A 23,606-nucleotide genomic window follows, 5' to 3' on the forward strand; every position below is an offset into this window, starting at 1 on the left:
CACTATCCCATCATGTCAATAAATTGTTGTTCAGTTCGTTTTTGCATAACATGGTTAGTGATCTTTTCTTGTCCAATAGTGGACACTTCTGATGGACCGTAATTATGACCGGAATATAATACCAGATTATCATCTAATGAATACAGAACATCAAACAGACTATGGTACAGATCTTGTACACTTCCTCCAGGCAAGTCAATTCGACCGCAATTTCCAACAAACAATGTATCACCTGAAAAAATTTTGCCATCACCTATTAGGCAAATGCTGTCTTTTGAGTGCCCTGGCGTATGGAGTACCTTTAATTTTGAATTACCAAATTCAATAAAATCACCATCTTTTACGGAAATATCATGCGGTAATTCAGAAAACTCATGTTGAATAATTGGAGATTTTGTTGATTTTGCCATTGCTTCATTTCCCAAAGTGTGATCAAAATGATGATGAGTATTTACGATGTATTTGACTTTAAGGTTATTTCTTTTAATGATCATTTCCAATTCTACTAATTCCCAAGAGGGATCAATAATTATTGCATCACCCGTATCTTCATCTTCTACAATGTAAGAAAAATTCTGCATATTCCCAACTTGAATTTGATGAACTTTCACAGTATTCCCTCTTCAGCTTCTGGAGGAATTCCAATTTTTTCTACAAACAATTCACCTGTCAAATCTTTTCTTTTAGGAATTCCTTGTTTCATTTTATGAAATGTCACAGTCATATCACATTTTGTATAAATATTTGCAGTCTCACCTGTTTGAGGATCTAATCCAGATGGAACATCTACTGCAAACTTGAAACAGTCTGTTTGATTGATAAAATTAATTGCAGATGCATATGGTTCTTTAATTTCTCCAGAAATACCAGTTCCCAAGATAGCGTCAACTATCACATCAGGAGTAAAATCAAAATTAAAAGAATTTCCAGTCATTAATTTAACAGAAGTCATTTTCTCTAATATCGACCAATTCCAATTACTTTCTTCAGTTTTTATTTTTTCAAAAGTTCCAAGAAGCACAACAATTACTTTTGCATCATAACCAGCTAAATGTCTTGCCATAACTAAACCATCACCACCATTATTTCCCAAACCTACGAAAATTATGATGTTTTTTGATTCTACGTTCCCAAGTTTGTCAACTAATCTTCTAACTGATGCGGCACCTGCATTTTCCATCATGAATTTTTTTAAAAATCCCATATCATGACCTTTATTTTCAATTCGATACATTTGATCCACAGTAATTTCCATACGGTAAATGAAAATCATATCCAAAATAAGAGTTTGGCAAACGGCTTTATCCTAGTTTTTAGATATTTTCATTATGACGCTAAAAAATGTCAAAATTTCATTAAATAAAATTTCAAAATCTTTAGGAGACATTCAGGATTCAAGAGAATTTTTATTAAAAAATACTAGAGAAATAATCATTCTTTGTAGCAAAGCAATTATTGCAGTTCATAAAGGTGAACTTTCAACAGGTAAAAATAATTTAAAACAGGCAGATATTCTCTTAAAAAAATATAAGAAAAAATCAACAGGAGGACTCGAAAGATATCTAATAACACCAGAACAAGAATTTGTAGAGGCGGCATCTCTCATAGCAATTGTTGAAAAAAAAGAAATTCCATCAGATAAAAAATTATCAGTAATGCCAGAATCATATGTCCTAGGATTGCTGGATTGTGTAGGAGAATTGAAAAGAATGGTGTTTGATAAAATTAGGATTGGAAAAATTGACGAAGCTACAAGAATTTTCGATATAATGGAAAATTTGTATCTTCAGCTGTATACTTTTTCATTATATGATAAAGTAGTAAAAGAGGCCAGAAGAAAAATCGACGTAAACAGAATATTAGTAGATGATGTTAGATCTGCAATCACAGAAGAGAAACGACGAAGTGAATTAATTAAAACTTTACAAAAACTAGAAAAATAATTTTTAAAGTTTAATGCGGGCGATGGGATTTGAACCCACGAACTCCTAAGAGACTAGCCCCTCAAGCTAGCGCCTTTGGCCAGGCTGGGCGACGCCCGCAGTGAAACTCCCTTGCATGGTTTTTATAATCCTTGATTACTTTTTCGTTCGTATGTTAATTCCTGTTAGATGTTTTACTTGTGGAAATTTAGTTGCAGATAAGTTTGAGGATTATCAAAATAAAATCAAATCTGGAGAAGATCCAGTAAAAACATTGGATTCTTTAGGAATTGAGAGATATTGTTGCAGAAGAATGCTTTTGACAACTGTTGAAACAATTCAGCAAGTAATCCCATTTTATGAAGCAATTCAGAGAAGAAAACAAGAAGTTCAATCTGAGTTAGAATAACTTGGCCAAAATATCCTCAATTGAAGGACGTATTCTATACAATAGTAGAGGAACAAAAACAATTGAAGTAGATGTTGAATCCGAGGGCAAATTTGTAGGAAGGGTTTGTGCACCATCAGGAGCAAGTGTAGGAAAATATGAAGCAGTTAGTTTTCCCAATGGAAAACCAGAAGAGAGTTTAAAAATTTTAAAAGAAAATTCAAAAAAATTCATAGGATTAGAATCATCAGATCTTAAAGGAATCCATAGTGTTTTGAAAAGTTTGGATAATTCTACAAATTACTCAAACATTGGAGGAGCATTAGCTTTTGCAGTAACAATTGCATCAATGGAGTCGGCATCAAAAGCTTTGGGACAAGAACTGTTTCAGATACTGTCGCAAGAATCATCATTCAAATTTCCATTCCCAATAGGGAATATTCTAGGGGGCGGAGCACATGCAGGTCCCGGCACTCCAGATATTCAAGAGATACTTATTTGTGCTACAGGTTCAAAAACAATTGAAGACGCCATTGAAACTAATTTGTTAGTTCATAAAGAATTACGTAGTGTTTTAGAAAAAGAAGACCCACATTTTACAAATGGCAGAGGCGACGAAGGTGGATGGGCACCAAAATTAGAAAATATAAAAGCTTTGGAAGTTTCAGCAAAAGCCTGTGAGAATTTAGGATTTACATTAGGAAAAGAAGTGTCATTAGGGGTTGATTTTGCGTCATCTACTCAATGGAATGAAGAAAAAGGAAAATATGTGTACGACAGAGCAGGATTTGAAAATTCTCCTGAGGAACAAATTGATTTTGCAGCAGGCATTATTGAGAAATTCAAATTAATTTATGCAGAAGATGCAGTACATGAAGAAGCATTTGAAGGAATGGCAGAACTGACAAAGAAATTTCCAGACATATTAGTTACAGGAGATGATTTAACAGTCACAAACAAAGACATTTTGACAAAAGCAATTGATTTAAAATCATGTAACGCAGCAATTCTCAAAGTTAATCAGGCAGGTAGTCTATATGATGCACTAGAATTTGCCAACGTTGCAAACCAAAACAACATTAAATTAATCACATCACACAGATCGGGAGAATCAACAGACTCACAAATCTCGCATATTGGTCTTGCTACAAAGTCAAAAATGCTCAAAGTAGGAGTGGTTGGGGGAGAAAGAGTAGCAAAATTAAATGAATTATTACGCCTCTCAGAGCATGATTTAATATGCGGTATGGCAGAGATTTAAAATCGTCATGAGCCAACAAACAGAAACAACTGACATTAAAAAGAAGATCTTGGCTACTGGAATTAGAGTAGGAACACAAGTAAAGACAAAATTCATGAGATCATTTATCACCAAAGCCAGCCCTGAAGGGCTTTACATGCTTGATCTAGACATTACGCTAGAGAAAATTAAAACTGCAGCGAAATTTATCAACAGATTAGGTGCGGAGAATCTCATAGTATGTTCAGGAAGACAATACGCAGAAACACCAATTGAGAGATTCTGTGAGATGTTAAATTCCAAGAAACTTCTTGGGAGATTTATGCCGGGAACATTGACAAACCCTTCATTACCATATTACATTGAGCCAAAGTTAGTATTAATTTCAGATCCTCAAGTAGATGAACAAGCCATTATTGAAGCAACAAATGCAGGGATTCCAATCATAGGAATTGCAAATACAGATAACATCACATCAAATCTAGATGTGATCATTCCAGCAAACAATAGAGGAAGAAAAGCTCTTGCTACAGTATACTGGTTGTTAGTACGTCAAGTTCTCATAGAAAGAGGAGAACTAAAAGAAGATGAATCAATGAAGTATGAAATTGATGATTTTGAAACAAAGATTACCGAAGAGGAAATCGAATAAATTAATCAGAATTAAGCATTCACTTGAAATCTAAAGCTTCTGCTCCAGGAAAAGTAATTCTTTTTGGAGAACATTTTGTTGTTTATGGAGTAAAAGCAATACTATGTGCAATTGATAAAAGAATAACAGTCACTGCAGAAAAAACAAAAGAGAGAAAAATTTCCATCAAATCAAATATTGGCAAATTGGAATTAGAACCAAATAAATTAATTTCAGAGATTAATTCTCCATTAAAACCATTTTATTATTTAGCAAACAAAATAATAAAAAATTATGAAACAGGAATTAAAATTACTGTAGAATCAGACATCCCATTAGGAGTGGGTTTAGGATCTTCATCTGCATGTTGTGTGGCTGGTGCTGCAGCAATTTCCAGATTATTTTCAAATACCACAAAAGAAGAAATTCTAAAACTAGCAATTGAGGCGGAAAAAACAATTTTTGAAAATACTTCAGGTGCAGATTGTACTGTTTGCACATATGGAGGAATAATGGAGTATGATAAAAAAGACGGGTTTACTACAATAAAATCCAAGCCTAATTTTCATTTAGTAATTGCAAATTCCAACATAGAGCATTCAACGGAAACGATTGTTGCTGGAGTTAGAGAATTTAAAGAAAATAATGAGGAAGAGTTTTCCAGATTATGTAAAGAAGAATCCAAATTGGTCGAGGATGTCTTAAACGAATTAAAAAAAAATAACATAATAGAAATAGGAAAAAAAGTTATTCAGAATCAAGAATATCTTGAAAAAATAGGAATATCAAACAACAAATTAAAAGAAATGGTAAAAATAGGTCACAGTGAATCTTTTGGGGCAAAAATAACAGGTGCTGGTGGCGGAGGATGTATTTTTGCTCTCACCGATGATTCAAATTTGGATAATACAATAAAACGATTCAAAAATAACAATTATGATTGCTTTTCAGTAAAAATTGATTTTAAAGGACTGGATACTTTTTAATTAACTAAATAATTGTGAACAGCATGATTCTAATAAAATTGGGTGGTTCAATTATCACGAATAAAGAAAAACCATTATCACCACGAAAAAAATCAATCGATAATCTTTCAAAGAGTTTAAAGAAAATCAAGGAACCAATAATTATTGTTCATGGCGGCGGATCTTATGGACATTATTGGTCTGTAAAATATGATATGCACACAAAAGAAAAAAAATATAATCCAAGAGGAGTTGCAATTGTCAAAAATTCAATGATAGAATTAAACAAAATAATTTTAGATTCATTACTATACTTTAAATTAAATCCATATTGCTTGCCACCAACAGATTTCATGTCAGGAAATAAACCAATTACTAAAAAAATCAAAGAGATTGAAAAAATTGCCAAATCGGGGTTAGTTCCAGTAACATATGGAGATGCATTATGGTATGGTCAGAAAAAAACATTCATTTTATCTGGAGATAAAATCATGACACACCTTGCAAAAATATTGAAACCAAGACTCTGCATTTTTGCATTAAATGAAGATGGGCTTTATTCAGATCTAAAGTCAAAAAAACTAATTTATGAATTACAAGGTGAACTTCCTTCAATATCAGAAAATAAGATGGATGTCACTGGCGGAATGACTAGAAAAGTAGAGGAAGCATCAAAAATCTCAAAAATGGGAATGAATGTGTTCTTTGTGAATGGAAATAAGCCAGATAGAATTGTAAAAGCTGTTAAAAATAGGAAATTCGAAGGAACATTGTTCAGGAGTAAATGAAATGACGGATGAATTTGTTATTTTAGTTGATGAAAATGACAACCCAATTGGCAGTGAAGAAAAAGTAAAGTGCCATTTACCAAATGGAAAACTTCACAGAGCATTCACCGCACTATTGTTTGATCAGGATGGGAGGCTAGTACTTACAAGAAGATCAAAAGAAAAAATGCTTTGGCCAAACGATTGGGACGGAACATTTGCAAGCCATCCAAGAGAATCAGAGACATATGTGTCATCAGGAGAAAGAAGAATGCCTGAAGAACTAGGAATAACAGGAACATTAGATTATTTGCATAAATTTGAGTATCATGTTCCGTACAAAGACATAGGTTCTGAAAACGAAATTTGTGGAACATTGGTTGGAGTAATTGACAAATCCTCAAAACTAAAAGAGATTGAAGGAGAAATTGATGAAATAAAATGGATTTCGTCAAAGGAATTACTCTCAGAATTAAATACAAATCCTCAAAACTATTGTCCTTGGATGCTAATTGCTTTAGAATTACTAGAGAAATCTGATCAATCTATGCTTGAAAAATATGCAAACATCCTAACTACATGGATGAATAGTGAAGTGCATGAAGGATTACAAAAAGCAATAGAGACTCATCTGCCAAAAGAGAAATGGAGGTTAGTAAATGAAAAAAACTAAACAGATTGAAAAAAATGCAAAAACAGTAAACAGGTATCTTAATTCAAAACTAAAAGGAAATCCAAAAAAACTCTATGATGCAGCAGGACATCTAATTGTAAATGGAGGAAAAAGACTTAGACCATACATGGTGATTAGAAGTTGCCAAATTTTAGGAGGCAAAAGTTCCAATGCGATGCCAGCTGCAAGTGCAGTAGAAATGGTTCACAATTTCACTTTGGTTCATGATGACATCATGGACAATGATGAAATGCGTCATGGAGTACCAACAGTGCATAAAAAATTTGGAATGCCAATTGCAATTCTTGCGGGAGACGTTTTATTTTCAAAAGCATTTCAAGTAATTACAGATTCTAAATTATCACCAAATGCTACAATTCAACTCGTGTCTAGACTAGCTAAAGCGTGCGTGGACGTATGTGAAGGTCAATTGTTAGATGTAAAAATGGCAGAAGAAGGAAAAATTCCAACAGAGGCAGAATACATCACAATGGTAAGCAAAAAAACTGCAGCACTATTTGATGTGTCATGTGCAATGGGGGCAATATGTGCAACAAGTAAAATCAAAGATATTTCAAATCTTTCATCATTTGGAAGAAATTTAGGTATAGCATTTCAAATTACAGACGATCTTATTGGAGTCATGGGCGACCCAAAACTTACAAAGAAACCTGTAGGAAATGATCTCAGAGAGGGCAAAAAATCTCTTCCAATTTTAATAGCAATAAAATCAGCAAAAGGAAAAGATAAAAAAATAATTTTGAAGGCATTTGGAAATTCAAAAATTTCAAAAAACGATCTTAACAAGGCAATAGATGTAATTCGTTCTCTCAATATTGAGGAAAATGTAAGAAAACAAGCTCTAAAATATGCAGATAGGGCTGAAAAATCTCTTTCAATATACTCGGGTCCTGCCAAAACAGAACTCATATCGTTGTTAGATTTTGTAGTAAAAAGAAGTGTATAGTAGGAATAGGAAAAACAAGAATGGATGAAGAATTAAAAAAAGAAATTAGGAAAATGTCACTTCAAAATGCATTTGAACATGGAGGGAAAACTCAAGATAAAATAATTTTAGGAAAAATTCTCGGCACAAAACCAGAATATCGAAACAAGGTAAAAGAAATTTCAAAAGATATTTCCGAAATTGTCAGCACAATAAATCAATTATCATCTGAAGAGCAAGAAAAAGAGATTCGAGAATGTTTTCCAGAAATTTTACAACCTAAGGAAAAAATTGAGGAAAGGGAGGGACTTCCAGAATTAAAAGATGCTGTACAGGGAAAAGTTGTCACAAGATTTCCTCCAGAACCTAATGGATATCCTCACATAGGACATGCAAAAGCCGCTATAATAAATTCAGAATATGCAAAGATGTATGGCGGAAAATTTATTCTAAGAATGGATGATACAAATCCTGAAGCGGAACGTATGGAATATCATGCTGCCATTAAAGTTGGATTAGAATGGTTGGGAATAAAATTTGACAAGGTGAAGAATACTTCAGACGATATGGAGATATTTTACGAAAAATGTAGAGAATTGATTAATTCTGGAAAGGCGTATGTTTGTACTTGTAAAAGAGAAGATATCAGCAGGAACAGAAGAGAAAGAAAATCCTGTAAATGCAGTATGAATGACATTGATAAAAACAATCAAAATTGGGGAAAAATGAATTCAAAATACAAAGCGGGAGAGGCAATTGTTAGATTTCGGGGAGATATGAAAGCAGACAATGCAGTAATGAGAGATCCTGTATTATTCAGAATAATTGATGAGAAGCATTACACGTTGGGAGAAAAATTTAGAATTTGGCCCAGTTATGATATGGCAGTAGCAATTGAAGATAGCATTGATGGAGTAACACATGCCTTTCGTTCAAAAGAATTTGAACTTAGAAAAGAATTGATTGATGAAATTTTAGATGCGCTAAACATGCGTAAACCACACCAAGGGTTTTTCTCAAGATTAGAATTCAAAGGAATGCCAATTTCAAAAAGAATCATCAAACCATTGATTGAGGAAGGAAAGGTTTCATGGTATGATGATCCAAGATTGCCCACTCTTGAAGCGCTTAGAAGAAGGGGAATAAAACCTGAGGCGATTAGAAAATTCATCATGTCGTTAGGTCTAACTAAAGCAAATACTCTTGCACCATTTGATTCTCTTGAAGCATTTAATCGAAAATTTGTGGATGCAGAAAGTATCAGATTATTCATGGTTAGTGATGCAAAAAAACTCCTAGTCAAAAATTTGTCAATTTCATATGTGGAAATTCCAAATCATCCAGTTAATGATATGGGAAAAAGAAAAATTGAGATTGATGAAAACTTTTACGTTTCTGGAGAAGATGGTAATAATTTCAAAGAAGGAGATCTGATCAGACTTTTAGGTGTTGGAAACATTATGATTAAAAAAATTGGTTCAGAATTCGAAGGAGAATTAGTTGATGTTCAGAATGCAAAAGACATTCCAAAAATACAATGGGTTCCTCAAAAAACTGCTCATGGAATAAAGATGATCATTCCAAAAGCATTATTCATAGGAGATGAATTTAATGAAGAGAGCTTAGAAGAATTAGATGTGTATACAGAACCGCATTATCTACAATTAAAAGAAGGTGAAGAAATTCAATTTGTTAGATTTGGATATTGTAGAAAAGATTCACAAAATCAGGCAATTTTCACACACAAGTGATCTAAAATGAAAATAGCGCGATTGTTATATGAGAATAATGAAACATACGGTTTTGTAAATGGAGACAATGTAGCTACAAAAGATGAGATCACATACCTTACAGGAGTTCCAATTCCACAAAATGTTAAAGATTTTCTTTTTGACGGATGGTATGATGAAATTAAAAATAAAATTAATGATTTACCATATGCAGAAAATATTTCAAAATACAAATTATTGCCTCCAATTCCAAATCCAAATAAGATTATCTGTTTAGCATTCAATTATGTAGATCACGCATTAGAACAAGGATTGGAAGCACCAGAAGATCCTGCCATCGTGATAAAGCCAAGAACTACACTTAACAGCACAGAATCGGACATCGTATGCCCAGATTTTGTTAAACAATTAGACTACGAAGTAGAATTAGCCCTAATAATTGGAAAAAACTGTAAAAATATCAGCGTAAAAGATGCATCAAGTGCTATTTTTGGATACATGATATTCAACGATGTATCAGCAAGAGACATTCAATTCAAAGATAAGCAATTCACAAGAGGAAAAAGTTTTGATTCATTTGCTCCTTGTGGACCATGGATCACAACAGTAGATGAAATTAAGGATGTACAAAATCTAAAACTAACAACAAAGGTAAATGGAGAATTAAGACAAGACTCTTCTACAAACAACATGTTCATAAAAATTCCAGAAATTATTTCAAAAATATCTCAGGTGATGACTTTGGAAAAGGGAGATATAATTTCTACAGGTACTCCAGCTGGAGTAATGTTAAACAAACCAAATGCGGTATTTTTAAAAGATGGTGATAAAGTAGAGATGGAAATAGAAGGTCTTGGAATTTTAAGTAACACAATAAAGTTTGTAAAATCAAATTAAACCAAACATTTTTTCATCAAATAAAACGAAATTTTATGTTCTAGTGTATCAAATGTTGGCAAATACTCTTGTGTTAAAATTTGTATTCGTTCATATTTTTTTTCCATTGCATAGTTTTGTAAAAATGAAATTAATTCTAGAACAGAGTTTTCTGAACCTGAAAATAATGTAACAATCAAGGTTTTAGTGAAATGTTCAGAATCAGCAAGAATAGCAATTGAATCATTTTCAAGGCTTGTGGATTTGATAATTTTTTTCTCATCATAAAATTTAGAAAGAGTGGAATCATCCAAAGGAAGCCATCTCCAAGATTTTACATAATGATTATAACGTTTTAAGTTAAGTGATTTTTCAAATTGTATTTTATGATTCAGATTATGTTTTGGCAACAGTGAAAAAAAATTCCATGTTTGAAATATTTCATAATCTAAAGAATGCGCCATTTTCAATGATGAAGAATTTTGAATGTCTATTAACATATATGAAAAAGAAGCATTCTTTGCCTTACCTACAATTTCAGCATGCATTACTAGTTTAGAGGCTATTTTTTGTCTACGATGATCAGGATCAATTCGAATACCTTCAATCCAAATTTGATCTTTGAAATAAAATGCGTGACAAATTCCAACTGGGAATTGTTTTTCAAATACGAAAAGATTTCCTTCAGATAGCCAAAAATCCCAAACTTGTTCTATATAGTCACCCCAAGAAAAAGTATTTTGACAAAATTTTAAAATTGGAATTTTATCACCTATTGTTGCCTCTCGGATCATCATTTTTGCCATATACGAAAAAATATTAAGAAATGCTAGATAATAACTTCAATGGGAAAAATAATTGCTGGAAAAACATCAGATATTCCTCCTGGAAAAATGATTAAAGTTTCCATCGATGGAAGAGATATACTAGTTGCAAATATTGATGGAGAATATTGTGCTACAGATGATTCTTGCACTCATTCAGGTTCTAGTTTATCCGAAGGAAAATTAGAAGAAGGCATAATTACTTGTGGTTGGCATGCAGCACAATTTGATTGTAAAACTGGAAAATTGGTAAAATTTCCAGCAAAAATAAGGGATTTAACATCATACAATGTTATCGTAGAATCAGATAGCGTATTTGTAGAGATGTAACTATATACCTCTAATTTTTAATAGAATGTGATAAAATGGCCGATAACGCTCAGAATAAAGAATCTATGAAAGAAGCAATTGACACGTTAAATCAAATTGTTTCTAGCAATTCAACTCCAAAGACAATAAAAAAATCCATCACAGACTTAATCGTAGATTTGAACAATGAAGAATATTCGTTATCAGTAAGAGCTGCAAATACAATCAGCCTATTAGACGATGTTACACAAGATCCTAACATGCCATCATATGTAAGAACTCAATTATGGCAAGCAGTTTCAAAATTAGAAAGCATAAGAGAATAAATTCTCGTTTACTTTATGTTGAATATTGAAAATCGAAGAATATTTAGAAACACTTCCTGAGAATATACTTAATGGAGAAGATGTTCATCTTCCAGAAAAATCATTGAGAGAGATTTTCAAGTTTGTGAATTTGGGGAAAAATGATATTTTTTATCATTTAGGTTGCGGAAATGAAAAAGGGGTAAAGATGGCAATTAATGAATTCAATGTAAAAAAGGCCATAGGAATAGACAATAATGATGAAAAAATTCAGCATGCAAAAGAGACTTTTGAAGAGAGTAATCGCGTACAATTCATTTGTACGAGCATAGAGGATTCAGACATTTCAGAAGCATCAGTGATCTTATTTTGGTTTACAGATGAAAACATGATAAATAAAATGATGAAAAAATTTGAGAATCTCAAACCAGAAACAAAAATAATTACGATTTGGGGACCACTTCAGGACTGTCTCCCAGATGAAGTGAATTTTCCATACATCATCAATAAAACACCATTCAAAAGAGCAGAAAATCTACAAGAGCAATTATTATCTATTTTTGGGGTAAAATGTATAGATTTTGTAACAGCATGGGAATTTGCAGAAAGGTATACAAAGTCAATTGGAATGCCTGAGATTCAAAATGATCGATTTTTAACAATAATTCAAACCCTGATGATTTGGATTAATGCAAAAAAGTTAGGGGTGGCATGTGGTGAAGAAATTCCAGAATCCATTCAAACATACATTAACATTATGAAAATGCATTTTGATATTGATTTTGAACACTTGTTGGATGAATAATGCATGCAATCTTTTTATTTTGTTTTAACATAAATTGAGTATGGAAGGAAGAATCAACATCAATGTTTCTGCGGTAGATTACGATAAAACTAGCAAAGCTTTAACACATCAATTATCACTTTTAGAAGAAATGGTTCATGGCGAAGAAGACTTTACGATGACAGACTCCGAGTTTGCCTTTGGTTGGCACTTTTTTGTATTAAGTGTGAATAAATCACTTGTTCAAAAACTGGCAGAAATGATGGGTTCGGATTTTGATAAATTAAAAGGAAGGGGAATCGAAAAAAAATTCCTCACATGGTTAACAAAGAACATAGAAAGTAAATCACCTAGATTCAAAATTGCCATAAAAGAAGAGATGGAATCTAGCAAATTTGGAATATTCTAAAATTTGAGCGGGCCCTCGAGGGGAATCGAACTCCTGTCCGAGGATCCACAATCCTCTATACTAACCACTGTACTACGAAGGCCACAAAGAAGAAATCTTGTTTATCCTGTAATAATCTTTTAGCTGGAAATTAGACTGTAGATTTATTATTAACTAGGTGGGATTTGTGTTATGAGATTATGGTGGGTAGCAATGGCAATCGCAATTGGATTAACATGGGTCGGAATGAATTACTTACTTCCATTCAAGTAAAAGATTATTTCAAAAATGTCTTATTCGTGATGAACTATAGTTTTTCTACCAAATAACGTCGATCGCTTTAAATTTGTTGTATATGGGTATTTTTCAACTTGAAAAAAGGATTCATCACTAAAAAATTACGTACAGGAAAAAGAACCCTTGAGGAGGATTCTAGTCAAAGAAAAATTGAGAGAATTCAAGGTGGAAAATTCACATGGTTGGATCTTCAAAATCCAGACAGAGAGCAAATGGAAAAACTGGCTCAAGAACACAATCTAAATTCACTTAATGTAGAAGATTGTTTAACAAAGTTTGAACTCCAAAAATTAGATAGTTATGATAATCATTTCTTTGTAATTCTACATTTTCCTCCACTTTCACAAAAAGTAGGAATATCAAAAAATAGTCAATTGTCCATTTTTGTAGGCAAAGATTTTCTAATCACAGTTCATCAAGGAGATCTTAACCCATTGGTGGAATTGGTTGAATTATGTATGGGTGATTCAGATCAAGAAAGAAAAAACAGACTTTTAGAAAAATCTCCAGGGTATTTGCTACACGAAATAATAGATGTATTAGTAGATGATCTCCTGCACACATCTAGAAAGATTATTGCAAACCTAGATGAAATGGAAGACAGAGTATTTGATGAAAGAAAATCCGTAGCAAGAAGCATCTCACTATTAAGAAGAGAAATTAACAGATTAAGAAGAATTGCCAATCCATTGAAAAAATTTGTTTTAGAAATTGCAAAAAATATTGAAAGATATTCAGATAAAGAACATGAAGAGCTTACACTGTATTTTGACGATGTAATTGATCACATAGACAAAGTAATTGAAACATTAGAAGAATCACGAGAAACTATGGAGATTTACAAAGATACTGACTTTGTGTTAAGTACTGAAAAAACAAACAAGGTGTTAGGAGTATTAACAATTATCTTTACTTTAGCAATCCCAGCAACAGTGATCGGGACATTTTACGGTATGAACGTAAACTTACCAGGAGGAATTGGAGATGATGTTATGTTTCTAGGTCCTTTTACAACATTCGTTATTGTCATACTTGCATCAGCAATACCTGCAATTCTGATGTTCGTATATTTTAGAAGATTGGGCTGGATCAGCAGTTAAAATATCAACCACAGGTTTTTCATTAGTTGAAAACCACAGATGCAAAAAAGAAGCTTAGATAAATAAGAGATGTTTTAAACTAAATTATGGGGAAAATTAGAATTAGAACTGGTAGAGGTACAGGAACCATCGAAGTTGATGATGATCCATCTAAATGGTCAGGAGATGAATATAGGAAAATCCAAGAAGCAAGGAAAAAAGCAGCAGCAAATAGAATGGTTCACACAGGCAGAGGAACTGGTTCAAGAAAGCTAGGTGATATGCCTGATCCAAAAGCTAGACCTTCAACAGAAGGAATGACTAGAGTTACAGGCAGAGGAACTAGTTCAAGAAAAAGTACTAACAAAGGTTCAAAATAGTACCTCAATTTTTCATTTTTAAGATTTTTTCAAGATTGCTTATATTTTATTAGATTTTAACATCAGGATTTCCAGCTTTTAGCTTTTCCCAATCTGCAAGAAAATTTTCCAACCCAATTTTTGTCAAGGGATGTTGCAACATCTTATCTAACACGGCAGGTGGTAAAGTTACCACATCAGCTCCAATTTTTGCAGCATCAACTACATGTACAGGATGGCGCACACTTGCAACAAGAATTTGAGTTTTAAATGTAGGATAATTTTTAAAAATTTCTTTAATATCTGCAATTAGTTTCATTCCATCCTGACCAATATCATCTAGCCTTCCAATAAATGGGCTAACATATTTTGCACCAGATTTTGCTGCAAGTAAAGCTTGATTTGCAGAAAATATCAATGTAACATTAACAGGAATTCCTTCAGAGGAAAGTGATTTGCACGCTTTAAGTCCATCAGGAGTCATAGGAACTTTAACAACAACATTATTTCCATATTCACGTAGTCGCTTACCTTCTTCAATCATTCCAGAATATTCAGTACTGACAACTTCCAGACTAACATCACCTTTGATAATTTTTGTAATTTCCTCCATCGCGTTCTTTGGATTTCCGCCTTCCTTTGACATCAAAGACGGATTGGTGGTAATTCCATCAAGCAATCCCATATCATTGAATTTTTTAATTGAATCTAAATTGGCAGTGTCAAGAAAAATCTTCATAATTTTTTGCTCCTAATTTCTTTGACTTGTTTTGCTATATTAAAAGATGTTATTCCATGTTTTTCCAAGAGTAAAGGAACCTCATCATCTCTAGCAGATTCCCCAAACATGTCTTGAGCGCCAATTCTCTTGATAGGAACAGGGTAAGATTCAGAAACAGATTCTGCTACTGCAGAACCCATTCCAGCAAAAATATTATGTTCTTCAGTAGTTACCATACAACCAGTTTCTCTTGCGGCTTTTTCCAATAACTCATTATCAAGAGGTTTTATTGAAAACATATCCAAAACTCTACATGAGATTCCATCGTGTTGCAATGCATCAGCTGCCTCTAATGCCATTCTAACAGTAATTCCACATGCTACAATAGCGCAATCAGAACCATCTCGTAATGTTATTCCCTTTCCAATGTGAAATTCTTGAGATTCTGAATGAATCAATGGAGTTTTAGATCTTGCCATTCTCATGTAAAAAGGACCATATTCTCTTGCCATTAATTGAGTCAATTTAGAAACGGCCACAGTGTCAGCGGGAATTAAAACTCTGAAATTTGGAATCACCCTCATTATTGCAATATCTTCAATTTGCTGATGAGAGCCACCATCAGGTCCAACAGACAGACCACCATGAGATGAAACTAATTTTACATTTAGGCCTTTTTTCCCTGGAGGTGATGGGTATGCAACATTATTACGAATTTGATCAACTGCTCTTCCGGGTAAAAATATAGCATAAGTACTTGCAAAAGAGATCTTTCCTGAAACAGCTAATCCTGCAGAAATTGTAACTAGATTTGCTTCGGCAATACCTACATTAAAGAACCTATCAGGAAATTCTTTTCCAAAATCAGAAATCTTTAGTGAATCAGTTGTATCAGCACCTAAAACTACAACATTGGGATTTTCTTTTCCAAGTTGTACAAGTGCTTTAGAATATGCTGAACGCATATCAGTCATTATAGGATCATTCAAAGATATCCTGCCTCCTTTGCAATTCTTTGAATTTGATCTTGTTTTTCTCCTACCACATGCAAACCAATCCATTTTTTCACTAAATCAATTCCACCTAACTCATTTGCTTTATCAAGCAAAATTCTTCGTCTAGATTTTAAAACTTCATTTCTAAAATCTCTAATTGCAGATCTTACATCTTGTTGTCCAATAATTGCTCCACCGCCAACAAATACACGTGCTCCATCAGTAAATACAGAACCAATATTTTCTAGATTTATGCCTCCGTCAGCCTCAATATAACCCGAAAAATTGTGTTCTTTTAAAACGGCGTTCAATCTATTCATTTTTGAGTGCGTCTCTTCAATGTATTTTTGTCCAGATTTTCCGGGTACTACGGACATTACAATTAGTTGATCCAGTGATGGTATGAATTTGTAAAACCATTCAGGTAATTCAGTTTCTGGATTTATAGCAAAACCCACACCTACTTGATTTTGTTTAAGTAAATCATGAATTTCTCCAAAACTTGATTCATCAGTTACTTCAGCATGAACTGTAATTATGTCACTACCTGCATCGATGTAATCCTTAACATGTTTTACAGGCTCATTAATCATTAAGTGAGAATCAAATGGAATTACAGTAAGTGATCTTAGTTCTTTTATTTTATTATGATCAAAAGTTTTGGTTGGAACAAATTGACCATCCATCACATCAAGATGAATATAGTCAGCCCTGCCTGAAACACATCTTTTGATTTCATTTTCTAAATTTGTCATATCGCCTGCAATGATTGATGGAGCAATCATAAATTGAGAATCTAATTCAAGATTAATAATTTGGAGAACATCAGAGTCTGGAGATTTGCCATGCCATTGTGGATTATCCTCCATATGTTCAACAGACTTGCCCTTTATTGTTCTAGATATTATCATTGTAGGAACTCCTTTTGTAGCATTTGCTTTGGCTATTGCGGAGTTAATTTGCTCAATTCGATGACCGTCAATTTCAATTACGTTCCAACCAAAAGATCTCCATTTATCGCCGGTCTTCCATCTTGAAGCATCTTTCCACATTTCAGAAAGATTATCGCCTTCTAATTTTTCATCAAGGGGCATAATTTTTTCAGTGTAAGAATCTTGTTGAATGAAATTTCTATCAAGAAAAGCAGTCAGATTGTCAACTTTGTATTTTGCAGCTGTCATTGCTGCCTCCCAAATCTGACCTTCATCAGATTCACCATCACCTATAATTGTGTAAATATGATGATTTTTGGAGTCAATTTTTGCAGCCAGTGCAATTCCAATAGAATATGACAATCCAGTACCTAATGAACCGCCACAAAATTCTACGCCAGGACATTTAAGATCTGGATGCCCCTGTAATCTACTTCCAAATTTTCGTAAAGTATCAAGCTCAGATTCTGGAAAATAACCTGCTACTGCCATATTAGAAAACAAACCAGGTGCTGCATGGCCTTTGGATAGAACTAAACGATCTCGATCTTCCCATTGAGGATTTTGAGGATCAAATTTCAAATGTTTATTGAATAAGCATCCCATTATTTCTGCCATTGAGAAAGAACCACCAGGATGACCAGAACCTGCAGCGTTTGTTGCCGTGATAACTAATTTTCTGGCTTTAAGAATATTTTTCTTGATTTGATAATAATTGAGTCCCATCTCGAACGTTATCTTTGTAAATTGAATAAAAATCTACTTCTGCAATATTTTAATTGGATCGGCAATATGAGAAGATATGGAAATTATGGAAAATGTTCCGATAGTAGTTTTTGATAATCAATGCTATTTGTGTATAAAATTTGCGAAAGCTGTAGATTTTTTTGCCAGAGGTAAAATTTCAATGGTAGGTCATTATTCAGATTTTGGAAAAAAGATAAGAGACAAAATTTTAGATGAATCGGCTTTGGAAATGTTTTGGTTTATTGATAAAAAAACTGCATATGGAGGAAGAGCAGCAATATACCCATTATTAAAATCATTTTTTTCTAAAAGAACAAAAAAATTAATTTCAGTTAAAATTGATGATAGTTGTGAACAAAATTGCAAAACCGTAAATGCAGTTTTTGTTAGATCCTCTAGTTTACTAACTAATAGCAAAAAAATTAATTTTTAGTAAATCTAAATAATACTTCAAAATTATCAAATTTAGTGAAAATAAAAACTGAAAGTTCTATAAAAAAGAAAACGGATTTACTTTGTGGATTTGTCCTAGAAAATTCAAACAAAGTGTTAGGACTATCTAAGATTGATAGAAAAATAGCACTGTCAGTAAATCAATCTCTAAAAGACATGGAAGGAAAGTTAGGGAAATTGAGTATCATTCCTTTGCCCGAGGACAAATATGCTAAAAGAATTCTTCTTGCAGGATTAGGAAAAAAAGAAGAATGGACAGAAGATACTTTAAGAAATGTTTCAGGTAAAATTGCACAAAAAGCACGAGAGTTAAAGTTGAAAGAGTTTTCAATAATTTCGCCTCCAAGTTTTGAAATTGATCCAATTTCATCAATTTCTCAAATTATCGAAGGCTCAAAAATGGCTCTGTATAAATTTGATAAATTCAAGGCAGAGAAAACAGAAAATGAACCAAATCTTACAATCATTGTTTCAGAATCAAATAAAATTTCAAAGGCCATCAGAACTTCTGAGATTGTTGCAGATGGTGCAATATTTACCAAAAGTATTGCAAACTTACCCCCAAACGAATGCACTCCGACTACTTTAGCAAACTTTGCAAAAATGATTTCAAAAAAGAACAAAATGAAATGCAGTGTTATTTCTAAACTTGAATTAAAAAAGAAAGGTTTTGGAGGAATTTCTGCAGTTGGACAAGGAAGCAAAAACGAACCAAAACTAATTGTTTTAGAACATAATAATGGACCAACAAATCAAAAGCCTATTGTTCTAGTAGGCAAAGCTGTAACATTTGACACAGGCGGAATCTCATTGAAACCAGGGGATAAAATGGATGAAATGAAATTTGACAAATGTGGTGGATGTACAGTTCTAGGAATTATGAAAGCAGTTTCAGAATTAAAATTGCCAATCAACGTAGTAGGAATAGTTCCTTCAGTGGAGAATATGCCAGGAGGAGAATCATATAGACCAGGCGATATTATAAAATTATACAGTGGAAAAACAGCAGAGATTCTCAATACAGACGCAGAAGGCAGATTGATTTTAGCTGATGCATTGTCATATGGAGAAAAACAATTTTCTCCAAAAGCAATAATTGATTTTGCAACACTTACTGGTGCATGTATTATTGCATTAGGAACCAATGTTGCTGCAATAGTATCAAACGATGAAAAACTAACAAGAAAGATCAACGATGCATCTAAAAGAACAAGTGAGGAAATTTGGGAGCTTCCGCTAAATCAAGACTATATGGATATGATAAAATCAGATGTTGCAGATATGAAAAATGTAGGGATAGGAAGAGCTGCAGGAACCATTACAGCTGCAGCATTTTTGAAAAATGCTATTAATAATACACCATGGATACACTTTGATATTGCAGGAGTTGCGTGGACTCAAACAGCAACTAAAGAAAAGTCATACAATCCAAAAGGTGCAACAGGATTTGGTGTAAGGTTAATTTTAGATTATTTACAAAAATTGGAAAGTTAGTACCCTCTACTGTTTCTGTCAGGAATCCCAACATTTGGATTTCTCCAACCATGTTTGTCCATCATGTGATTTAGCAATCTAATGTCATTATCACACATTTCCCCACAAACGCTACAGTTAGGCATTGAATTCATTTCAACCCAAGCAATTGGATATTAAAAGATTGATTGTAAATTAGAAAATGCCAGCACTGTTGCTTCCCAAAGGCTCTCGCATTTTAGTAGCACAACAGCGACGTCAGGTTTGACTTCCAAGTTCGGAATGGGATTGGGTCGCACCCTAACGCTATGGCCGGCTTGAAAAATGATGATGAATTCTCATCTATTAACGTAACGCAGGATTTCAAATGCTCAAAATAGGTATAAAGCGAAGAAAATACGAGGTTACATCATGACTCACAGGGTAGCTGTTTTAGATCAAGATCTATGCCAACCAAAAAAATGTGGTCTAGAATGTATAAAATACTGCCCAGTAAACAAATCAGGAGCAGAATGTATTGTTCTGAACGAGGAGTCAAAGAAAGCAAAGATAGACGAAGACATCTGTAATGGGTGTGGGATTTGTGTAAAAGTATGTCCATTTGACGCCATCACCATTGTGAATTTGGCAAGCGAGTTAGCTACCGATAAAATACATCAATACGGGGCAAATTCATTTAGACTGTTCAAATTACCCACTCCAAAAAAAGGCGAAGTCGTGGGATTATTAGGAAGAAACGGAATGGGAAAAAGTACTGTAGTAAATATCCTATCAGGAAATTTAAAGCCAAATCTTGGAAGATATGAAAATCCACCAGAATGGAATGAAATTTTAAAACACTATAGCGGAACTGAACTCAAACAACATTTTGAAAAAATTGAACAAAAACAAATTCGAGCATCTATAAAACCACAGCAGGTCCATCACATTGCACAAGCTTTCGACGGAACAGGAAAAGAACTTCTTGACAAATATGATGAAAGAGGAGTTTCAAGAGACTTGATCAAAGAATTAGGATTAGAAAATTCTATGGAACAGAGTTTAAAGGAGTTAAGTGGAGGAGAGTTACAAAGGATTGCAGTAGCTGCTGCTGCATCAAAAGATGTGGAATTTTATTTCTTCGATGAACCATCATCGTATAATGATGTTTTTCAAAGAACAGGAGTTGCTCGTGTAATTCAAAACTTGGCAAAAATTGGGAAAAGCGTAATGGTTGTAGAACATGATCTAACATTACTTGATTTTCTTAGTGATTATATCGAAGTTCTTTATGGCGAACCTGGGGCTTACGGAATTGTCTCAACCATACTTTCTACAAAAATTGGAATCAATGTATTTCTTGATGGATATTTGCCAAACGAAAATGTCAGATTTAGAGACAAAAAGTTTTCTTTTGATGTGTCATCATCTACTACAGACATATTTGAAGAAGGAAGTACAATTGTCACATATCCTAAATTAGTAAAAAAATACCCTACATTTTCAGTAACTATTGAAGCTGGAGAAGTAAGAAAAGGCGAAGTCCTAGGCATAATGGGAGCCAATGCACTAGGAAAGACAACAATGATGAAGATGATTGCAGGAGTTGAAAAACCAGATTCAGGCAGTATTAATAAAAAAATAAAGATAGCATACAAACCTCAATATCTCCAAAACGACATTGACGTAGATGTCATATCAGTATTGGACAAAGCAAATGGCAATCCAGTGGAAGGAAGTATGGAAGAAGAACAAATACTGGAGCCATTAAAAATCAAGAAACTATACAATAAATCTATCAAAAATCTTTCTGGTGGAGAATTGCAGAAAATTGCAGTTGCGTCATGCCTATTACAAAAAGTGGATTTGTACGCATTAGATGAGCCCTCTGCATTTTTAGATGTAGAAGACAGAATTGCAGTTGCAAAATTCATACAGAAATTTGTTCGTTCTTTTGGAAAATCAGCAATAATCATTGATCATGATCTACAGTTGATGGATTTGATTTCAGATTCAATAGTAATTTTTGAGGGAGAGTCAGGAGTGGAAGGAAGAGCTACTACCCCAATGAGAAAAGCTGAAGCAATGAATAGATTTCTAAAATCCCTTGATATGTCATTTAGAAGAGACGAAAGAAGTCTCAGACCTCGTGTGAACAAACTAGATAGTAGATTGGATAAAAATCAGAAAACATCAGGAAATTTCTATTACAAGCATTGACTCGGATGTTAAAAAAAGCACTTTCAAGTGTGCTTTCTGAAAAAGAAAGTGTGGATTTGATCTCAGCATTTGATCAAATTGGAGACATAATTATTGTAAGAATCCCAGATTCCCTGTTGTCAAAGAAAAAAATCATTGGGGAAACTTTGCTAAATGAAGTAAAAATTGCCAGGAGTGTATTCTATCAAGCATCAGATGTGGAGGGAGATTTTCGCACAAGGAATTTAGAAATCCTAGCAGGAGAAGACAATACTGAGACAGAATACAAAGAATTCGGATGTAAATTCATAGTTGATGTTGAAAAGGCATTTTTTTCACCTAGATTATCAACAGAAAGAGAAAGAATTGCAAATTTGATTCAAGATGAAGAGGTAGTGACAAACATGTTTGCAGGAGTTGGAATGTTCTCGATAATGGCTGCAAAAAAGAAAAAATGCACTGTTTATAGTTTAGATATCAATCCAGTTGCCTCAAAACTATGTGAAAAAAATATAGAACTAAACAAATTAACGGGAAAAATAATATCAATTAATGGAGATGCATCCAGAATTATTGAGGATCAGTTAGAGAATAAATCAGATAGAACATTGATGTTATTGCCAGAAAGATCGGATGAATTTCTAAAATCTGCAATTAGCACAACTAAAAATGAAGGAATAATTCATTATTATTCCCATATTCATGCTGATAAAAAATCGGAAGCTGGAAAACTTTCAGAAGAGCATTACCTTCAAGTCACACCAGTTAAATCAGAAATTCTAGGATCAAAAATTGTAAGGGCAGTAGGTCCAAGATATTATCAAACAGTAGTTGATGTAAAAATTTCTAAATAGTTAATCTTCAGATGTAATTGATGCAGATGATGGTTTGGTTGTTGCCATAACGTATCCAATCCATGCAATAACTCCAAGGATTCCTCCTGCAATCATCAACACAGATAATTGCAGTACAATCGGACTCCATTCTGAAAGCATCAACAAATATGCATAAAGGAAAAATCCACCTATACAAAGAACAAAAATTATGATACCCGTTCCTTTACGTTTATCCATGGCGAGAAATTTTTTGTGAGTTATTTATTGGTTTGAACTAATCTAATTCAATGGCCATAAGATATGCATCTTCACCATCTCGATAATATGCGTTTAATTGTTGTCGAATTACAAATCCAAGTTTTTCATATAGCCTGACAGCTTCATTATTACTACACCTTACTTCGAGATAAAATTCATCACACTTTCTTAATTTGACACCATTAACTGATTCTTCTACAAGTGCTTGTCCAATACCTTTTCTTCGATATTCGTCAAGAACTGCAATAGAGACCACATGACCTTTTTTAACAAACCCTAATTTTTTGAAGTTTGAAAATCCGTATTCAGTTTTACACATTATGTAACCTACATGTTTTCCTCCTATTTCCGCAACAATGAAAGCTTCTGGAAGTTCTGCAAGCAAACTCTCATAGAAATAATCAGAGTAATGCTCTGGAAGGGTTTTCAAATTGATTTCCATCACAGAGATAAGATCGCTGGGTTCTGCTCTTCTAATATTGCAATCCCCTAATTGCCTTAGAATTACTTGCATATTATAGATTAAGAGT

General features: G+C 33.3%; 29 protein-coding genes, 2 tRNA genes and 1 rRNA gene. 20 read left to right on the forward strand and 12 right to left on the reverse strand.

Annotated elements, in window-relative coordinates:
• Positions 1 to 2: 2 nt before the first annotated feature.
• Positions 3 to 611, reverse strand: coding sequence for a hydroxyacylglutathione hydrolase family protein (locus K5783_RS05750; RefSeq protein WP_297472869.1), 609 nt, complete (start codon positions 609 to 611; stop codon positions 3 to 5).
• The gene (locus K5783_RS05755; protein ID WP_297472872.1) at positions 608 to 1,255 is read right to left on the reverse strand and encodes an NAD(P)H-hydrate epimerase; all 648 of its coding nucleotides are present in this window, start codon (positions 1,253 to 1,255) and stop codon (positions 608 to 610) included. The genes K5783_RS05750 and K5783_RS05755 overlap by 4 nt, the downstream gene beginning before the upstream one ends.
• Before the next feature lie 73 nt (positions 1,256 to 1,328).
• Between K5783_RS05755 and K5783_RS05760 the strand changes: the two genes are divergently transcribed.
• Positions 1,329 to 1,943, forward strand: coding sequence for an RNA-binding protein (locus K5783_RS05760; protein ID WP_297472874.1), 615 nt, complete (start codon positions 1,329 to 1,331; stop codon positions 1,941 to 1,943).
• Between the two features lie 14 nt (positions 1,944 to 1,957).
• On the opposite strand, the gene K5783_RS05765 is transcribed toward K5783_RS05760, so the two are convergent.
• Positions 1,958 to 2,042 (reverse strand) — tRNA-Leu (locus K5783_RS05765).
• Between the two features lie 52 nt (positions 2,043 to 2,094).
• Here K5783_RS05765 and K5783_RS05770 point away from each other — a divergent pair.
• Genes K5783_RS05770 through K5783_RS05810 form a run of 9 tightly spaced genes read left to right on the forward strand, consistent with a single transcriptional unit; the run spans position 2,095 to position 10,159 of the window.
• Positions 2,095 to 2,331, forward strand: a complete 237-nt coding sequence (locus K5783_RS05770; protein WP_048117776.1) for a DNA-directed RNA polymerase subunit N — start codon at positions 2,095 to 2,097, stop codon at positions 2,329 to 2,331.
• Between the two features lies 1 nt (position 2,332).
• Positions 2,333 to 3,571 (forward strand): enolase, encoded by a 1,239-nt coding sequence (locus tag K5783_RS05775; protein WP_297472878.1) that lies wholly within the window; start codon positions 2,333 to 2,335, stop codon positions 3,569 to 3,571.
• 7 nt (positions 3,572 to 3,578) lie between these two features.
• Entirely contained in the window at positions 3,579 to 4,202 is a 624-nt protein-coding gene (gene rpsB / locus K5783_RS05780; protein WP_297472881.1) for a 30S ribosomal protein S2, read from the forward strand.
• 23 nt (positions 4,203 to 4,225) lie between these two features.
• Positions 4,226 to 5,167 (forward strand): mevalonate kinase, encoded by a 942-nt coding sequence (mvk, locus tag K5783_RS05785; protein ID WP_297472883.1) that lies wholly within the window; start codon positions 4,226 to 4,228, stop codon positions 5,165 to 5,167.
• A gap of 23 nt (positions 5,168 to 5,190) precedes the next feature.
• Positions 5,191 to 5,934 (forward strand): isopentenyl phosphate kinase, encoded by a 744-nt coding sequence (locus K5783_RS05790; RefSeq protein ID WP_297472886.1) that lies wholly within the window; start codon positions 5,191 to 5,193, stop codon positions 5,932 to 5,934.
• A gap of 1 nt (position 5,935) precedes the next feature.
• A complete protein-coding gene (idi, locus tag K5783_RS05795) occupies positions 5,936 to 6,586 on the forward strand; it encodes an isopentenyl-diphosphate Delta-isomerase (protein ID WP_297472888.1) in 651 nt (216 codons plus the stop codon).
• Positions 6,573 to 7,553, forward strand: coding sequence for a polyprenyl synthetase family protein (locus K5783_RS05800; protein ID WP_297472891.1), 981 nt, complete (start codon positions 6,573 to 6,575; stop codon positions 7,551 to 7,553). Before idi ends, K5783_RS05800 begins: the two co-directional genes overlap by 14 nt.
• 20 nt (positions 7,554 to 7,573) lie before the next feature.
• On the forward strand, positions 7,574 to 9,283 hold the full coding sequence (locus tag K5783_RS05805; RefSeq protein WP_297472895.1) for a glutamate--tRNA ligase: 1,710 nt from the start codon (positions 7,574 to 7,576) through the stop codon (positions 9,281 to 9,283).
• 6 nt (positions 9,284 to 9,289) lie between these two features.
• Positions 9,290 to 10,159, forward strand: a complete 870-nt coding sequence (locus K5783_RS05810) for a fumarylacetoacetate hydrolase family protein (RefSeq protein ID WP_297472897.1) — start codon at positions 9,290 to 9,292, stop codon at positions 10,157 to 10,159.
• Here the strand turns inward: K5783_RS05810 and K5783_RS05815 are convergent.
• Positions 10,156 to 10,944 (reverse strand): GNAT family N-acetyltransferase, encoded by a 789-nt coding sequence (locus K5783_RS05815; RefSeq protein WP_297472900.1) that lies wholly within the window; start codon positions 10,942 to 10,944, stop codon positions 10,156 to 10,158. The genes K5783_RS05810 and K5783_RS05815 overlap by 4 nt on opposite strands.
• Before the next feature lie 39 nt (positions 10,945 to 10,983).
• On the opposite strand from K5783_RS05815, the gene K5783_RS05820 reads away from it, so the two are divergent.
• From K5783_RS05820 to K5783_RS05835, 4 genes are read left to right on the forward strand one after another with little or no spacing between them, the layout of a single operon-like run.
• A complete protein-coding gene (locus tag K5783_RS05820) occupies positions 10,984 to 11,292 on the forward strand; it encodes a non-heme iron oxygenase ferredoxin subunit (RefSeq protein ID WP_297472902.1) in 309 nt (102 codons plus the stop codon).
• Between the two features lie 35 nt (positions 11,293 to 11,327).
• Positions 11,328 to 11,597 carry a UPF0147 family protein gene (locus tag K5783_RS05825; RefSeq protein ID WP_109876458.1) on the forward strand — a complete coding sequence of 90 codons (270 nt, stop codon included), beginning with the start codon at positions 11,328 to 11,330 and terminating at the stop codon, positions 11,595 to 11,597.
• Between the two features lie 25 nt (positions 11,598 to 11,622).
• Positions 11,623 to 12,381 (forward strand): SAM-dependent methyltransferase, encoded by a 759-nt coding sequence (locus K5783_RS05830; protein WP_297472906.1) that lies wholly within the window; start codon positions 11,623 to 11,625, stop codon positions 12,379 to 12,381.
• A gap of 40 nt (positions 12,382 to 12,421) precedes the next feature.
• A complete protein-coding gene (locus tag K5783_RS05835; protein WP_297472909.1) occupies positions 12,422 to 12,769 on the forward strand; it encodes a hypothetical protein in 348 nt (115 codons plus the stop codon).
• Between the two features lie 10 nt (positions 12,770 to 12,779).
• Here the strand turns inward: K5783_RS05835 and K5783_RS05840 are convergent.
• Positions 12,780 to 12,851: transfer RNA gene (locus tag K5783_RS05840), tRNA-His, on the reverse strand.
• Between the two features lie 268 nt (positions 12,852 to 13,119).
• Between K5783_RS05840 and K5783_RS05845 the strand changes: the two genes are divergently transcribed.
• Positions 13,120 to 14,145 (forward strand): magnesium transporter CorA family protein, encoded by a 1,026-nt coding sequence (locus tag K5783_RS05845; RefSeq protein ID WP_297472911.1) that lies wholly within the window; start codon positions 13,120 to 13,122, stop codon positions 14,143 to 14,145.
• Positions 14,146 to 14,231: 86 nt separating this feature from the next.
• Positions 14,232 to 14,504: a hypothetical protein gene (locus tag K5783_RS05850; protein WP_109876462.1), complete on the forward strand. Its 273-nt coding sequence runs from the start codon at positions 14,232 to 14,234 to the stop codon at positions 14,502 to 14,504.
• Between the two features lie 49 nt (positions 14,505 to 14,553).
• Here K5783_RS05850 and fsa read toward each other — a convergent pair whose 3' ends face one another.
• From fsa to K5783_RS05865, 3 genes are read right to left on the reverse strand one after another with little or no spacing between them, the layout of a single operon-like run.
• Positions 14,554 to 15,222 (reverse strand): fructose-6-phosphate aldolase, encoded by a 669-nt coding sequence (gene fsa / locus K5783_RS05855; protein ID WP_297472913.1) that lies wholly within the window; start codon positions 15,220 to 15,222, stop codon positions 14,554 to 14,556.
• Complete coding sequence (locus K5783_RS05860) at positions 15,219 to 16,193, reverse strand: transketolase family protein (protein WP_297472915.1); 975 nt, start codon at positions 16,191 to 16,193, stop codon at positions 15,219 to 15,221. Before K5783_RS05860 ends, fsa begins: the two co-directional genes overlap by 4 nt.
• Positions 16,190 to 17,857: a ribulose-phosphate 3-epimerase gene (locus K5783_RS05865; RefSeq protein WP_297472917.1), complete on the reverse strand. Its 1,668-nt coding sequence runs from the start codon at positions 17,855 to 17,857 to the stop codon at positions 16,190 to 16,192. Before K5783_RS05865 ends, K5783_RS05860 begins: the two co-directional genes overlap by 4 nt.
• A gap of 76 nt (positions 17,858 to 17,933) precedes the next feature.
• Here K5783_RS05865 and K5783_RS05870 point away from each other — a divergent pair, with 76 nt between their 5' ends.
• Both K5783_RS05870 and K5783_RS05875 read left to right on the forward strand, forming a co-directional pair.
• Positions 17,934 to 18,311: a hypothetical protein gene (locus K5783_RS05870; protein WP_297472920.1), complete on the forward strand. Its 378-nt coding sequence runs from the start codon at positions 17,934 to 17,936 to the stop codon at positions 18,309 to 18,311.
• Positions 18,312 to 18,346: 35 nt separating this feature from the next.
• Positions 18,347 to 19,825 (forward strand): leucyl aminopeptidase, encoded by a 1,479-nt coding sequence (locus tag K5783_RS05875; RefSeq protein ID WP_297472922.1) that lies wholly within the window; start codon positions 18,347 to 18,349, stop codon positions 19,823 to 19,825.
• Here the strand turns inward: K5783_RS05875 and K5783_RS05880 are convergent.
• Together K5783_RS05880 and rrf are read right to left on the reverse strand one after the other, a co-directional pair.
• A complete protein-coding gene (locus tag K5783_RS05880) occupies positions 19,822 to 19,950 on the reverse strand; it encodes a hypothetical protein (protein ID WP_297472924.1) in 129 nt (42 codons plus the stop codon). The genes K5783_RS05875 and K5783_RS05880 overlap by 4 nt on opposite strands.
• A gap of 54 nt (positions 19,951 to 20,004) precedes the next feature.
• Positions 20,005 to 20,124, reverse strand: a 5S ribosomal RNA gene (gene rrf, locus K5783_RS05885).
• Positions 20,125 to 20,215: 91 nt separating this feature from the next.
• Here rrf and K5783_RS05890 point away from each other — a divergent pair.
• Positions 20,216 to 22,003: a ribosome biogenesis/translation initiation ATPase RLI gene (locus K5783_RS05890; RefSeq protein ID WP_297472926.1), complete on the forward strand. Its 1,788-nt coding sequence runs from the start codon at positions 20,216 to 20,218 to the stop codon at positions 22,001 to 22,003.
• A gap of 5 nt (positions 22,004 to 22,008) precedes the next feature.
• Entirely contained in the window at positions 22,009 to 22,836 is an 828-nt protein-coding gene (locus K5783_RS05895) for a class I SAM-dependent methyltransferase family protein (protein ID WP_297472929.1), read from the forward strand.
• Here the strand turns inward: K5783_RS05895 and K5783_RS05900 are convergent, their stop codons facing one another.
• Positions 22,837 to 23,055, reverse strand: a complete 219-nt coding sequence (locus K5783_RS05900) for a transcriptional regulator (protein WP_297472932.1) — start codon at positions 23,053 to 23,055, stop codon at positions 22,837 to 22,839.
• Between the two features lie 37 nt (positions 23,056 to 23,092).
• Positions 23,093 to 23,590 (reverse strand): ribosomal protein S18-alanine N-acetyltransferase, encoded by a 498-nt coding sequence (gene rimI, locus K5783_RS05905; protein WP_109876470.1) that lies wholly within the window; start codon positions 23,588 to 23,590, stop codon positions 23,093 to 23,095.
• Positions 23,591 to 23,606 lie beyond the last annotated feature (16 nt).

The sequence above is a fragment of the Nitrosopumilus sp. genome (assembly GCF_025699125.1).
GTDB lineage: Archaea > Thermoproteota > Nitrososphaeria > Nitrososphaerales > Nitrosopumilaceae > Nitrosopumilus.